This window comes from Haemophilus sp. HN_Hi10, assembly GCF_049821985.1.
In the GTDB taxonomy this organism is placed as follows: domain Bacteria; phylum Pseudomonadota; class Gammaproteobacteria; order Enterobacterales; family Pasteurellaceae; genus Haemophilus; species Haemophilus influenzae_D.
In genome coordinates this window covers 1,214,282-1,228,675 of the sequence record NZ_CP187495.1, presented here as the reverse complement: position 1 = coordinate 1,228,675, position 14,394 = coordinate 1,214,282, and the positions used below count along the sequence as shown (strand labels likewise).

Here is a 14,394-nt window from a genome sequence, read left to right as displayed (position 1 = left end):
TAAAATCTAATTCTGTGAGATATTTCCTCTAAATAAAAACGCCCTTTCGGGCGTTATTTTTTTAAGCTTTACCGTCAGCCAAATTTTTCTTTTCTTCCAATTCTTCCCAGCGTAAAAATGCCTTTTCTAATTCAGCTTCAGCATCCGATAATACTTTTAATTTAGCATCAGTAATATCGTGAAATTGTTGGAAAAAAGCAGGATCGGCAATTTCAGCTTGAAGTTCGGCAATTTTAGTTTCCAACTCTTCCAATAATTGTGGAAGTTGTTCTAACTCACGTTGTTCTTTATAAGAAAGTTTCACGGATTTCGGCTTAGAAGTGCGGTCATTTTTCACTGCATTTTCTTCTTTTAGCGATTCAGTTTTCTTCGCTTTAGCCTGTTCTTCTACGGCTTTGCTTGCCCAGAAATTGGTTTGTTGCTGTTTAGCATCAAAGAATCCACCCACATACTTATTCAAACATCCTTCGCCTTCAAATAAATAACATTCTGTCACAGTGTTATCAATAAATTGACGGTCGTGGCTCACAATTAACAATGTACCTTGATAATCAGTCAAAATTTCTTCTAAAAGCTCTAATGTTTCTACATCGAGATCATTGGTCGGTTCGTCAAGAATCAATAAATTATTTGGTTTAAGCAGTAATTTGGCGAGCAATAAACGATTTCGCTCTCCCCCAGATAAGGCTTTAACTGGCGTCATGGCTCGTTTTGGTGGGAACAAGAAATCTTGCAAATACCCTAGCACATGGCGTTTTACACCATTAACTTCAATATCTTGTTTACCATCTGCCACATTATCCATCACGGTTTTTTCGGGATCTAAATCAGCTCGATATTGGTCAAAATAAGCAATATCTAATTTGGTACCACAACGAATTTTGCCAGATGTAGGTTGAATTTCCCCCAACAATAATTTAATGAACGTGGTTTTCCCACAGCCATTTGCCCCAACAAGAGCAATTTTGTCTCCACGTAAAATCGTTGTTGAAAAATCTTTTAACAAGGTTTTTCCTGCGATTTCATAGCTCACATTTTCCATTTCAAAGACAATTTTGCCTGAACGACTTGAAGTATCTAACTGTAATTTGGCTGTTCCCATTACGTCACGGCGTTGGCGGCGTTCCTCACGCATCGCTTTTAATGCTCGCACTCGCCCTTCATTTCTTGTACGGCGAGCCTTGATACCTTGGCGAATCCACACTTCTTCCTGTGCAAAACGTTTATCAAATAATTCATTTTGCAAGGCTTCAACGCGTAGATTTTCTTCTTTCGTGGTTAAATATAAATCGTAATTTCCTGGATAAGACCGCAATTGACCGCGATCTAAATCCACAATCCGTGTTGCCATTTTGCGAATAAAAGAACGGTCATGAGAAATAAATATAATACTACCTTGGAAATCAAGTAAGAAATTTTCCAACCATTCAATAGCTTCCACATCCAAGTGGTTGGTTGGTTCATCAAGTAGTAACACATCAGGATCGCACACCAATGCGCGTGCTAATGCTGCTTTACGCAACCAACCGCCCGAAAGTGCGGATAATTTTGTGTTTGGATTTAAGCCCAGTTTTAACAACACTTCATTGATTTTATTTTCAAATCGCCAGCCATCAGCGTGTTCTAATTTAGTTTGAACCTGTTCTAATTGAGTTAAAATTTGATCACTGTAATTTTCTTCCAATTGAACAGAAATATGATGATATTCTTTCAATAAATCCGTTAAATGCTCTACACCTTCCGCAACATAATCAAAAATATTGCCTTGTGCATTACGCGGTGGGTCTTGTTCTAAACGAGAAACCACAAGATCTTTTTCGTATTGGATTTTGCCATCATCCATCAACACATCGCCTGCGATGATTTTCAATAAAGTTGATTTACCTGCGCCGTTACGCCCAACTAAACAAACGCGTTCATTCGGTTCAATATGTAGTTCTGCGTGATCTAATAAAGGTGCATCGCTAAAAGAAAGGTATCCATTGGTTAAACTAATTAATGCCACAACTGCCCCATAAAAATTCAGTGAAAATTAACCGCACTATTCTATACGGTTTACATAAAAAATCCCATCAATTCAATGGGATTCTCTCTTAAATCAAAGTTGTTGATATACCCGCAATGCGTGTGCATCTGACATGCCTGCAATATAATCGCAAATAATCCGCTTCTTCCTTTCTTCAGGGGCATTACGCCAACGATTTGCCGTATTTCTTGGTAATAAACGCTCTGGATCAGATTCAAAAATTTGGAACATTTCTGTCAGCATTCTCTGCCCTTTATACTCAATTCTCTGAGTATCCACATTACGGATAACATAATCCCAAACGAATTTTTTAAATATACCAAGTGCAGCAATCACTTCAGGTGGCAGCTCTGCGTTATAACGTAACAAAGGTTCATCAAAATTTGCCGTTAATTTCCACCGCACATTAGTAATAAAAAAGTTTACCAATGCACCAATCGCTTGTTTGCGTTCAAAATGTTTATCAGAGAAAAGTCGTTGGCTAATTGAATCAATATTTTTATGCAACCAAGTAGAGGGAATTTGTTTTAATTCAGCATGTGCTGCTTGCCATTGATGTGGATTTACCACGCCAGTTACAATGGCATCTTCTAAATCGTGTACACCATAGGCAATATCATCTGCCAATTCCATAATGCTACAATCCAAAGATTTAAAGCTCGTCTGTAAAAATTCCGCAGGATTTTCCCGCACTTTTTTAAATTTCCCAAATAAAGTGCGGTCATTTTCAGAAAGATTTTCCAGCAACCAATTAAACATTTTTAAATCATCGCGGAAAATGCCCTTTCCAGGAATCCAATCGTGAATACGCACAAAACGCGGATCAATATTGCGAGAAAAATTAAGTTCTGCATATTGAGGCGATGCCACATCTAACAACGCGGGATATTTCACTACACCCAATAGTGTTCGGCGCGTTAAATTCATCCCTGCATTTTCAGTGTAAGGCTCAAGTTTCGTTAAAATTCTAAAGGTTTGTGCATTGCCTTCAAAACCGCCCAGCTCTGCCATCATATAATTTAATGCCGTTTCGCCACCATGCCCAAAAGGCGGATGCCCAATATCATGAGCAAAACACAAACTCTCAATAAGATCGTTACTTGGCAATAAAGGTTTTAATTGTTTTTGCAACTCGTTTTTATCAATATTTAATGTTTGCGAAAGGCTTTCAAAGGTTTCTACAAATTTCAACTGAGCAACTAGACTACTGCCAATCTGAGCCACTTCCAAAGAATGGGTTAAGCGAGTGCGATAAAAATCATTTTCGCCAATTGCGTGTATTTGGGTTTTCGCTTGTAAGCAACGAAAGGCGGCAGAATGTAAAATTCGCCCACGATCGCGACGAAATGGTGGACGATTATCTTTTTCGCGTGGAGGATCGGGTAGAAAACGTTCTGCCCAAGAAGAATTAACAGTAAGTAATTTCATATCGCTTTGTTTTATTTAGTTTTTCTGCATTATCTAACCATTCAGCGTAAAAAACAACCGCACTTTATCTAGAACAAACAAAATCTAGAATGAATAAAGTGCGGTTGAATTTTTATTGATATTTAAGCAAAGAAATAAATCAGCTTAAATACAAATGGAGCAAGAATAGAACTAATAATCCCACAAAGCACGAGAGAAATCGAACTGTAACTGCCTGCAGTTGGATTAGTTTCCATACAGCTTACTGTACCAAGTGCGTGAGAAACCGAACCAACAGAAAGCCCAATGGCTTCTTGATGTTTAATACCTAATTTTTTTAATACAAGATAACCAAATATCGATCCTTGCAAACCTGCAACCACAACACCAACTGCAGTTACGGCTGGAATGCCGCCTAAATGACGAGAAACCTCCATCGCAATAGGCGTTGTGATGGATTTAGGTAAAACTGTTGCGATCATTTCGGGCGTTGCGCCTAAAAGAAATGCTAAAAGTCCACCACTTAACATCGCTAAAAAAGAAGCTATAACCACCGTTGAAAGAATAATTTTCCATTGTTTGGCAATTTGACGAAGTTGTTCATAAAGAGGCAATGCGAGAGCAACGATACTCAAGCCAAGTAAATTATTAATAGGCGCATTTCCTGCCATATAATCATCGTAAGGAATCTTACCTATCACTAAAATCACCGCCAAAATTAATACTGTTAAAACAAAAGTATTAAAAATCATTGACTTCCAACGTTTACTAATTTGTAGTGCGAGCCAAAATCCAAAAATAGTCAAAAATGTATAAAAATAAATAATGTACTGCTGCATATAACTTTCCTAACATACTAATTCGCTTGTTTTACTTGATTTTCTCTACGTTTCATTACTTTTTTGCGTTTATGTGTAAAAGATTGCGCCTGATACAAATAATGACCGAAAAATCCTATAACAAGTAACGTGACACAAGTACTCACAATATTAGGAACAAGCAAAATATTAACTTGCTCTCTCAATAAATCAGAATATTTGATAATTCCCACACTCACTGGCACAAAAAGCACCGCCATAAAACGAATTAGCAAACTTGCACCTAAATAAATCCAATTTAAATGAATTACTCGTGTTGTTAAACCTAAAAAGAGTAGCAATAATCCCCAAATGCTTCCCGGAACGCCAGCTGGAATGTAATAAGCAATAAGATTTCCGAGATATAACATAATGGATAAAATGACCAAGGAACGAACTAATAAAAATAATTTTTGAATCATATACAACCTTTTTTCAACTATTTTCATAATATTTCAAAATTATTTTACGCTTTTTTTTGCTAACTTGAGCCATTTTTTCGGTAAAATAACCAGACTTAGATCAAAAACTTTGCAAATGATAAATCGAAAAATACTATTGACGAGTTTATTACTTATTTTTACCGCACTTTCTACTTGTTCTCGCGAAAAAAATACCTGTCGTGTGGTTAAAATTAGTGATGGCGATACGCTCACTTGCCTCACTAAAGGTAATAAATCCATTAAAGTTCGTTTAGCCGAAATCGACGCGCCAGAAAAATCCCAAGCCTTTGGGCAAAAATCGAAAAAAACCTTGTCTGATCTGGTTTATCAAAAAAATGTACGCCTTGCGCAAAAAGGAAAAGATCGCTATAAACGCACATTGGCGATTGTTTATTATCAAGATAAAAATATTAATTTAGAAATGGTTAAACAGGGTATGGCTTGGGCTTATAAACAATATTCTCACGATCCGATTTATCTTCAAGCACAAGAAAATGCACAAGCCAAACAAATTGGTATTTGGGCGGACAATAATCCAATTGAACCAAGTCAATGGCGCAGACAGGAGAAAAATAAATATGGCTTTTGATGTTCAAACTTTCCGTCAAGCATTTCCTTATTTCCAACGTGAAGATGCGGTTGTTTATTTAGATAACGCCGCCACCGCGTTGAAACCTCAAGTGTTAATTGATCGCACCGCTGAATTTTATGCTTCTGCAGGTTCAGTGCATCGTAGTCAATATGATGCAGCCCAAACTGCGCAATATGAACAGGCTCGCACACAAGTTAAAGAATTAATTAATGCAGAAGATAAACGTGCTGTTATTTGGACTTCGGGTACAACTCACGCAATAAACTTAGTGGCAAATGGATTGCTGCCGCAATTAAACACAGAAGATGAAATTCTGATTAGCCAAGCAGATCATCATGCCAATTTTGTCACTTGGCACGAAACGGCGAAAAAGTGCGGTGCAAAAATTCGAGTTTTGCCGATTTTAGATAATTGGCTAATTGATGAAAATGCGCTTATTTCTGCCCTTTCTGAAAAAACAAAACTCGTTGCGCTGAATTTTGTTTCAAATGTCACTGGCACAGAACAGCCGATTAAACGCCTGATTCAACTTATTAGAAAACATAGTCATGCGTTGGTTTTAGTGGATGCAGCACAAGCGATTAGTCATATTAAAATTGATTTACAAGATTTAGATGCCGATTTCCTCGCATTTTCTGCCCATAAAATTTATGGCCCAAATGGGCTTGGCGTTTTAACAGGAAAATTGACCGCACTTTCTCAACTTCAACCGCTCTTTTTCGGTGGAAAAATGGTTGATCGTGTATCAAATGATCGAATTACTTTTTCCGAATTGCCCTATCGTTTAGAAGCTGGCACACCTAATATTGCTGGGGTTATTGGCTTTAATGCCATACTGAATTGGCTACAAAAATGGGATTTTACCGCAGCAGAACAGAACGCTATATCTTTGTCTGAATCCGTCAAAGTGCGGTTAAAATCTTACGAGAATTGCCGATTATTCAATTCTCCTCACCCAAGCAGCGTCGTTTGCTTTGTATTTGACGGCATTGACTGTTCTGATCTTTCTACACTTTTAAGCGAACAAAATATTGCGCTTCGTGTGGGCGAACATTGCGCCCAGCCTTATTTAGCCCGCTTAGGCGAACGCACCACATTGCGCCTGTCTTTTGCGCCTTATAATACGCAGGAAGATGTAGAGGCATTTTTTACAGCTTTAGATAAAGCACTGGATTTATTACAATGATAGAACAATTAAAACAAGCTAAAAATTGGGAAGATCGCTATCGACTGATTATTCAAGCTGGCAAAAATTTATCGTGCCCAAGCGATGATGAACTTGCTCAAATGCAACCCATTACTGGCTGCGAAGCACAAATGTGGTTTCAAATTATGCCTAAAAATGACCGCACTTTTCAATTCAACGGATTTAGCGAAGCCAGAATTATGAATGGCTTGCTTTGGATTTTACTCAATCAAATCAATGGTAAAACAGCGGATGAATTGAATACATTTGATATTAATGTATTTTTTAGCGAACTCGGCATTTCACAACGTTTAAGTGAAACGCGTTTAAACGGCTTAAACCAAATCGGACAGCAATTAAAAAATTTATGTATTTAATCGAGACCTATTTTCGCCTAACTGCACTAGAAAATAACATTGAATCACAAAGCCGTTTACTTAATGCAGTTATTGATCAATGGCGGTATAACGGGCAAATTATCGGACGTGAAATTCCTTTATATTTAGCGGAAGAAGATGGCGAACAAGGTTTTGCTATGCGTGCCATTTGCCCTGAGCAAGATAGTCTTTTCCCGCAAAATAATAACGCAGAAGTAAATCGCTCATTACAAGAAGCAGAAAAGTGCGGTGTAATTTTTGATGGTTTTCAACTTGTGGGCGATGATTTCAATTCAGATCAAACAGCAGAAAATGCATCGCCAGCTTGGCAAGTGCTTTATACAACCCATTTACAAAGTTGCTCGCCAATTCACAGCGGAGAAAATTTCGCACCAATACCGTTGTATAAACAACTAAAAAATCAACCGCACTTAAGCCAAGATCTCATTAAATGGCAAGAAAATTGGCAAGCCTGCGATCAACTACAAATGAATGGTGCGGTATTAGAACAACAATCTTTGGCAGAAATTTCGGATCATCAAAGCACGCTTTCAAAACACGGACGATATTTAGCTCAAGAAATAGAAAAAGAAACCGGCATACCGACTTACTATTATTTATATCGTGTAGGTGGGCAATCTTTAGAATCTGAAAAATCCCGTTGCTGCCCTTCTTGTGGTGCAAATTGGGCATTAAAAAACGCGATTTTTGATACCTTTCATTTTAAATGCGATACCTGTCGATTAGTTTCGAATCTATCGTGGAATTTTTTGTAATTTAAGTCGATGCCTCAACTCTCTGTTGGAATGATAAAGTCTTATCCCCCTTCCGACGCTTCGCGCCACCTTCCCCCGCAAGCAGGGGAAGGCAAAATTATTTTTTAACATATAAAGGAAAAATAAATGAATTACCAAGACAACAGCTTAAAATCCTTAAAACTCGGTCAAAAAACGGAATACGCCTCTCAATATGACCGCACTTTATTACAGCCTGTGCCACGCGCGTTAAATCGCGATGGATTGGGCATTACCCAAAACCAGCCTTTTACCATTGGTGCCGATATTTGGACGGCTTATGAAATCTCTTGGCTCAATGAAAAAGGCTTGCCACAAGTGGCTATCGCAGACATTTATCTGGATTACCAAAGCCAAAATTTGATTGAGTCAAAAAGTTTTAAACTTTATTTAAATAGCTTCAACCAAAGCAAATTTGCCGACTTCAACGCCGTTCAACAAACTATGCAAGGCGATTTAAGCGAATGTGCGCAAGGCGATGTAAAAGTGCGGTTAAATCCAGTGGCAGTTTATGATTCTCAAAAAATTGATCATTTACAAGGCGATTGCATTGATGAACAAGATATTGAAATAACCAGCTACGAATTTAACGCTGATTGGCTGAAAGATTGCGTATCTGACGAAATTGTCGAAGAAAAATTAGTCAGCCATTTGCTAAAATCCAACTGCCTCATTACCAATCAACCAGACTGGGGAACCTTGCATATTCACTATGTTGGTAACAAAATCGATCACGAAAAACTATTACGTTACGTTGTATCGTTCCGCCAACACAATGAATTCCACGAACAATGTGTCGAACGTATTTTTTGTGATTTAATGCACTACGCAAAACCAGAAAAACTCACCGTTTACGCACGCTATACTCGTCGTGGCGGATTAGACATCAACCCGTTCCGTTCTAATTTTGAGAATTTACCTGAAAATTTAAGATTGGCGAGACAGTAAAAGAAAATTGCGGTGAAATTTCACCGCACTTTCCCTACCCTTGCTTCAAATCATTTGCCTGTTGTAATAACTGACGGCTTTCTTTTAAGAATTGTTCGGAATAATCGCCAAACCAGTCATGCACCTTGTGGAAAGCATCAATAAAACCTTGACGATCATTATTTTCAAAGAAAGCTAAGGCTTCGTCGTAAGTTTGTTTTAGCGTTTCAATTACTGCTAAATTTTCTGGTTTATCCATAATAATATCAGCATAAAGCGCAGCATCTTGCGCAAATAAACGACCTATCATCGCAAGTTCTAAGCGATAAATAGGGGAAGAAAGCGACAATAAATTAGCAAGATTAACGGGCTGTTTGGAAAGATGTAAACCATTTGCGAAAGTTGAAAAATGGCGCAAGGCTTGTATATAAGTCATATTGTGATCGTGTTCTGTGGCATCGGTTTGATAAATTTTTGCGCCCCAAATTTGAATTTGCTCAAGTAACCATTCGTAACGTTCGGGGAAACGGCCATCACAACGCACAACCACTTGTTTTGCCATACTTGCAATGTCTGCACCAAACATTGGATGTAAACCTAAAACAGCACCAGTATGAATTTCAAGCATTTTCGCTAGCGGTTCACGCTTAACGGAAGTTAAATCTGCAAGCAACATATTTTCTGTTAAATAAGGTTTTAGTCGCTCAATCGTTTCCAAAGTAATATTGATGGGAACGGAAACGATCACGACATCAGCATTCGTTAAAATACTTTCAGCCACCGTCCAATCTTCGCGATCTAAAATAGAAATTGGATAGCCAGATGCACGTAAATAGCGGGCAAATAAGCCACCTAATTTACCATAACCGCCCACAATAACAATTTTTTGAATATCAGGATTGATGGTTTTAAAGCCAAATTGGTTTTCATTGGCATAGGATTCGCGCATAAAACGGCGTAGAACATCTTCAATCAGATCTGCTGAAATGCCTGCTTTTTCAGCCTCTAAACGACGCGCTTGGAGCATTGCTATTTCACGCTCTGGCGCATAAATAGGTAATCCGTGTTGATGTTTAACTTTACCGACTTCAGAAACCAACTCAAGACGTTTAGCAAAAAGTTGGATAAGTTCGCGATCAAGCGAATCAATTTCAGAACGTAAATCTTTAAGGGCTTCCATAAAACTCACCTGCAATATTTAGTTTACACATTTTGTAAAAAATTAATTACAGGGAGATTACTAGAATTTTACAGGAAAGGCAATGAAGTTATGCAGATTGTGTTATTAACCGTTGTGGGCGAATAATATTCCTGTCGATTAATGCCACGCCTAAGAATAAATTCTCCGCTGAAAATAACCGCACTTGACCGCTTAATTGCTGTTCGTTAGCAAATTTCACTCGCTGACCAAAACCAATGGCTTTACTCTGCTCTGCATCTAAATGCAAAGTGGGCAATTTACTTACAGCGGTATCAGTTGGCAGTAATAGACGATCTAATTCACTTAATGGAAAACTTTCAGCGAGCAGTTGTAACTCATCGATTGGCATCATTTCTGCTACGGGGTAATCCGCTACGGCTGTACGACGTAACGTTGTCACATGCGCGCCACAACCTAGCACTTCACCCAAATCATCTACTAAGGAGCGAATATAAGTGCCTTTTGAACAATGCACTTCTAAGGTTAAATAAGGTGCGTGATATTCAATAAAATTAAGTTCAAAAATCGTTATTGGACGCGCCTCACGCTCAACTGTCATACCTTGTCGTGCATATTCATAAAGCGGTTTACCGTTATGTTTTAGCGCAGAAAACATTGTCGGCACTTGCAAAATATCACCACGAAATTGTTCAAGTGCGGTCAAAATTTGCTGAGTTTTAACATTAACTTCTCGAGTTTCCACCACTTGCCCTTCCGCATCGGAAGTATCAGTACGCTCGCCTAATTTTGCCGTAACAAGATAACGCTTATCTGCATCAAGCAAAAATTGTGAAAACTTAGTTGCTTCGCCCAAGCAAATCGGCAACATTCCCGTAGCCAACGGATCGAGCGCACCAGTATGCCCAGCTTTGTTCGCTTGAAATAAACGCTTTACCTTTTGCATAATGTCATTTGATGACATGCCTTGTGGTTTATCCAACAAAAACACTCCATCAACATCACGCCAGCGTTTACGAGGTCTAGACATTAGTTGCTTTCCTCAACATGTTTTTTCTCATCTTCACGCACAACATTTGTCACAAGATTTGACATACGCATCCCTTCCACTAAGGATTGATCGTAAATAAAACGAATCTCTGGCACGATACGTAAACGCATCGCTTTGCCTAGCAGCGAACGAATATAAGGCGATGCTTTTTCTAAGCCTTTCATGCCTTGCTCAATTGCCGTTTCATCGTGATCGAATAAAAAAGTCACGAAGATTTTTGCGTAAGATAAATCACTCGACACTTCCACATCAGAAACCGTCACCATCCCAATACGGGGATCTTTCACTTCGCGTTGTAAAATGACTGCTATTTCTTTTTGTATTTCTTGAGCGACGCGATCGCTACGTTTAAATTCTCTTGCCATAGTTATTCCTTATTTATAAAATCGCCCCATTCTACTGGAAATCATTGGATTTAGCACGCAAAAATCCCTTTCAACCTGATACTGTTTTTCGATAAAATGACACCTGATAATTTGTTTGAATATTCAAACTTCCGATAAAAATCACTTTACTGAGGGCATAATTTATGCAAGCGAGACAAGGCGACCAAGATTGTCGATGAAAATCACACATTACAACAAGCATTTTTAAATGAATTAGATGAAAAACTTTGGGCATCTGCCGATAAGCTCCGCCAACAACTTGATGCCGCGAACTATAAACATATCGTTCTTGGTCTTATCTTTTTAAAATACATTTCTGATAATTTCACCCATCAACAGGAAAAAATTCAGGCGGGACTCCCCACACCTGGAAACCAATTCTATCTTGACCGCACTTTTTTTGATACTGAAGAAGAGTATCAAGAAGCCTTAACCGCTGAACTAGAAAACCGTGATTATTACACCGCGGATAACGTATTTTGGGTGCCAGCTTCTGCACGTTGGCAAGCCTTACAAGAAGTCTCTATTCTCAACACTGGGGCAGAATTGCCTTGGGGTGGAAAATTCTCAGGCGTCGCCAAACTGATTGATGATGCCTTTGATGCTATTGAAAAAGATAACGAAAAACTCAAAGGCGTCCTCCAACGCATCAGCGGCTATGCCGTAAACGAAGACACCCTGCGCGGGCTGATTATCCTCTTCTCCGATACTAATTTTACCCGTCCGACTTACAACGGCGAGCCCGTGCATTTAGGTGCAAAAGACATTCTCGGTCACGTTTACGAATACTTCCTCGGTCGCTTTGCCCAAGCAGAAGGCAAACGAGGTGGGCAATATTTCACGCCGAAATCCATTGTTTCCTTGATTGTCGAAATGCTCGAACCCTATTCAGGACGAGTGTATGACCCAGCCATGGGCAGTGGCGGTTTTTTCGTGCAAACCGAACGCTTTATCACCGCCCATCAAGGCAACATCAACAACGTGTCCATCTACGGGCAAGAATTCAACCCCACCACTTGGAAACTCGCTGCAATGAATATGGCGATTCGCGGCATTGATTACGACTTCGGCAAACACAACGCCGACAGCTTTACGCAGCCACAACACATCGACAAAAAGATGGATTTCATTATGGCAAACCCACCATTTAATATCAGCGATTGGTGGAGCGAATCTCTTGCCGATGATCCACGTTGGGCATACGGCACACCGCCCAAAGGCAATGCCAACTTCGCTTGGCTACAACACATGATTTACCACCTCTCGCCCAACGGCAAAATGGCATTGTTGCTTGCCAATGGCTCAATGAGCAGCCAAACCAACAACGAAGGCGAAATCCGCAAAGCCATCATCAATGCCGACTTGGTGGAATGTATGGTTGCCCTGCCCGGCCAGCTCTTCACCAACACCCAAATCCCCGCCTGTATTTGGTTTTTAAACCGCAACAAAAAGCGTCAAGGCGAAGTGTTATTTATCGACGCCCGCCAAATCGGCTATATGAAAGACCGCGTATTGCGTGATTTCACCGCTGACGACATCGCCAAAATTGCCAACATCCTCCACGCTTGGCAACAATCAGCAGGCTATGAAGACCAAGCCGCTTTCTGCAAATCCGCTACTTTAGAAGAAATTAAAGACAACGATTTCGTCCTCACACCGGGGCGCTACGTCGGCACCGCAGAACAAGAAGACGACGGCGTACCATTTGCAGAAAAAATGCAAAATCTGACCGCTCTTTTGAAGGAGCAATTTGCGAAAAGTGCGGAATTGGAAGCGGAGATTAAGAAGAATTTAGGGAGATTGGGGTATGAGTAAAATTCCATTAAATGAATTTATAACTTTACAGCGTGGATTTGATTTACCAAGTAACAAAAGAATTTCAGGAAGTGTTCCCGTTGTTGCTTCAACAGGGATTGCTGGTTATCACAATGAAATTAAAGTTAAAGCACCTGGAGTTGTAATTGGAAGAAGCGGAAGTATTGGTGGTGGACAATATATTGAAAAAGATTTTTTCCCTTTAAATACAACATTATATGTAAAAGATTTCAAAGGACATTATCCCAGATTTATTTATTACTTATTAAAAAGTATTGATTTCACAAGTTTTAATGTAGGAACCGGTGTTCCTACATTAAATCGAAACCATTTATCAAGCATTTTAATTTCAGATTTGGGAATTGATAAAGAAAAAGAAATTGCCAACATCTTAGGAAATCTTGACCAAAAAATCCAACTCAATACCCAAATCAATCAAACCTTAGAACAAATCGTCCAAGCGCTGTTTAAAAGTTGGTTTATCGATTTCGATCCCGTACGTGCCAAAGTCCAAGCCCTTTCAGACGGCCTTAGCCTTGAACAAGCCGAACTGGCAGCCATGCAGGCAATCAGCGGAAAAACACCCGAAGAACTGACCGCACTTTCACAAACACAGCCTGACCGCTACGCCGAATTAGCCGAAACCGCCAAAGCGTTTCCGTGTGAGATGGTAGAAGTTGATGGGGTTGAAGTGCCGAAGGGGTGGGAGATGAAAGCCTTATCAGATTTAGGTCAAATTATCTGTGGGAAAACACCATCAAAATCCAACAAAGAATATTATGGTAATGAAGTGCCATTTATTAAGATTCCAGATATGCATAATCAAGCATTTATTACTCAAACAACAGATAACTTGAGTTTATCTGGTGCAAATTCTCAATCTAAAAAATATATTCCACCAAAAAGCATTTGTGTAAGTTGTATTGCTACGGTCGGATTGGTTTCAATGACATCTAAGCCATCTCATACAAACCAGCAAATTAATTCAATTATTCCAAACGATGAACAAACCTCTGAATTTTTATATTTATCGTTAAAACAGTCATCAATGACGAAATATCTAAAAGATTTGGCAAGTGGTGGCAGTGCAACTTTAAATTTAAACACAAGCACATTCTCTAAAATAGAGATAATTACACCATCAAAAGAAATTATTGATATTTTCCAAAACAAAGTTGTTTCTATTTTTGAAAAGATCTTATCAAACTCTATTGAAAATAAGAAGCTATCTGAAATAAGAGATTTATTATTGCTTAGATTATTGAATGGGGAAATTTAATTACTCACGAGGTTGATTTCACCTCTGCCAAATCTCCCCTCCCCCTCTTTGCTAAAGAGGGGTTGGTTCGAGGGTAATTTGCATTTTGGCTTTCT

At 39.0% G+C, this 14,394-nt stretch carries 14 protein-coding genes; 7 read left to right on the top strand and 7 right to left on the bottom strand.

Going from position 1 to position 14,394, the window contains the following annotated elements; translation table 11 throughout:
- Positions 1-61 precede the first annotated feature (61 nt).
- From ACPT8Q_RS06030 to ACPT8Q_RS06015, 4 genes are all read right to left on the bottom strand, one after another.
- Positions 62-2,005, bottom strand: a complete 1,944-nt coding sequence (locus tag ACPT8Q_RS06030; protein WP_061671210.1) for an ABC transporter ATP-binding protein — start codon at positions 2,003-2,005, stop codon at positions 62-64.
- Positions 2,006-2,098: 93 nt separating this feature from the next.
- Complete coding sequence (locus ACPT8Q_RS06025) at positions 2,099-3,454, bottom strand: anti-phage deoxyguanosine triphosphatase (RefSeq protein ID WP_050949140.1); 1,356 nt, start codon at positions 3,452-3,454, stop codon at positions 2,099-2,101.
- A gap of 122 nt (positions 3,455-3,576) precedes the next feature.
- A complete protein-coding gene (locus ACPT8Q_RS06020) occupies positions 3,577-4,272 on the bottom strand; it encodes a CidB/LrgB family autolysis modulator (protein ID WP_061671211.1) in 696 nt (231 codons plus the stop codon).
- Between the two features lie 17 nt (positions 4,273-4,289).
- Positions 4,290-4,712 (bottom strand): CidA/LrgA family protein, encoded by a 423-nt coding sequence (locus ACPT8Q_RS06015; RefSeq protein WP_021035280.1) that lies wholly within the window; start codon positions 4,710-4,712, stop codon positions 4,290-4,292.
- A 115-nt stretch (positions 4,713-4,827) separates the two neighbouring features.
- Here ACPT8Q_RS06015 and ACPT8Q_RS06010 point away from each other — a divergent pair, with 115 nt between their 5' ends.
- From ACPT8Q_RS06010 to queF, 5 genes are all read left to right on the top strand, one after another.
- The gene (locus ACPT8Q_RS06010; RefSeq protein ID WP_061671212.1) at positions 4,828-5,322 is read left to right on the top strand and encodes a thermonuclease family protein; all 495 of its coding nucleotides are present in this window, start codon (positions 4,828-4,830) and stop codon (positions 5,320-5,322) included.
- A complete protein-coding gene (locus tag ACPT8Q_RS06005) occupies positions 5,312-6,511 on the top strand; it encodes a cysteine desulfurase (protein ID WP_061671213.1) in 1,200 nt (399 codons plus the stop codon). Before ACPT8Q_RS06010 ends, ACPT8Q_RS06005 begins: the two co-directional genes overlap by 11 nt.
- Positions 6,508-6,888 (top strand): SufE family protein, encoded by a 381-nt coding sequence (locus ACPT8Q_RS06000; protein WP_061671214.1) that lies wholly within the window; start codon positions 6,508-6,510, stop codon positions 6,886-6,888. Before ACPT8Q_RS06005 ends, ACPT8Q_RS06000 begins: the two co-directional genes overlap by 4 nt.
- Positions 6,879-7,664 (top strand): Zn-ribbon-containing protein, encoded by a 786-nt coding sequence (locus tag ACPT8Q_RS05995; protein ID WP_061671215.1) that lies wholly within the window; start codon positions 6,879-6,881, stop codon positions 7,662-7,664. The genes ACPT8Q_RS06000 and ACPT8Q_RS05995 overlap by 10 nt, the downstream gene beginning before the upstream one ends.
- A gap of 126 nt (positions 7,665-7,790) precedes the next feature.
- Positions 7,791-8,630: an NADPH-dependent 7-cyano-7-deazaguanine reductase QueF gene (gene queF / locus ACPT8Q_RS05990; protein WP_061671216.1), complete on the top strand. Its 840-nt coding sequence runs from the start codon at positions 7,791-7,793 to the stop codon at positions 8,628-8,630.
- Between the two features lie 34 nt (positions 8,631-8,664).
- Here queF and tyrA read toward each other — a convergent pair whose 3' ends face one another.
- The 3 genes from tyrA to rbfA form a co-directional block, all read right to left on the bottom strand.
- Positions 8,665-9,789 (bottom strand): bifunctional chorismate mutase/prephenate dehydrogenase, encoded by a 1,125-nt coding sequence (gene tyrA, locus ACPT8Q_RS05985; protein WP_061671217.1) that lies wholly within the window; start codon positions 9,787-9,789, stop codon positions 8,665-8,667.
- Positions 9,790-9,877: 88 nt separating this feature from the next.
- Entirely contained in the window at positions 9,878-10,798 is a 921-nt protein-coding gene (truB, locus tag ACPT8Q_RS05980; RefSeq protein ID WP_061671218.1) for a tRNA pseudouridine(55) synthase TruB, read from the bottom strand.
- The gene (gene rbfA / locus ACPT8Q_RS05975; RefSeq protein ID WP_005628626.1) at positions 10,798-11,184 is read right to left on the bottom strand and encodes a 30S ribosome-binding factor RbfA; all 387 of its coding nucleotides are present in this window, start codon (positions 11,182-11,184) and stop codon (positions 10,798-10,800) included. The genes truB and rbfA overlap by 1 nt, the downstream gene beginning before the upstream one ends.
- A gap of 189 nt (positions 11,185-11,373) precedes the next feature.
- Here rbfA and ACPT8Q_RS05970 point away from each other — a divergent pair, with 189 nt between their 5' ends.
- Positions 11,374-13,020 (top strand): type I restriction-modification system subunit M, encoded by a 1,647-nt coding sequence (locus tag ACPT8Q_RS05970; protein ID WP_105882830.1) that lies wholly within the window; start codon positions 11,374-11,376, stop codon positions 13,018-13,020.
- The gene (locus ACPT8Q_RS05965; protein WP_050949126.1) at positions 13,013-14,299 is read left to right on the top strand and encodes a restriction endonuclease subunit S; all 1,287 of its coding nucleotides are present in this window, start codon (positions 13,013-13,015) and stop codon (positions 14,297-14,299) included. The genes ACPT8Q_RS05970 and ACPT8Q_RS05965 overlap by 8 nt, the downstream gene beginning before the upstream one ends.
- Positions 14,300-14,394 lie beyond the last annotated feature (95 nt).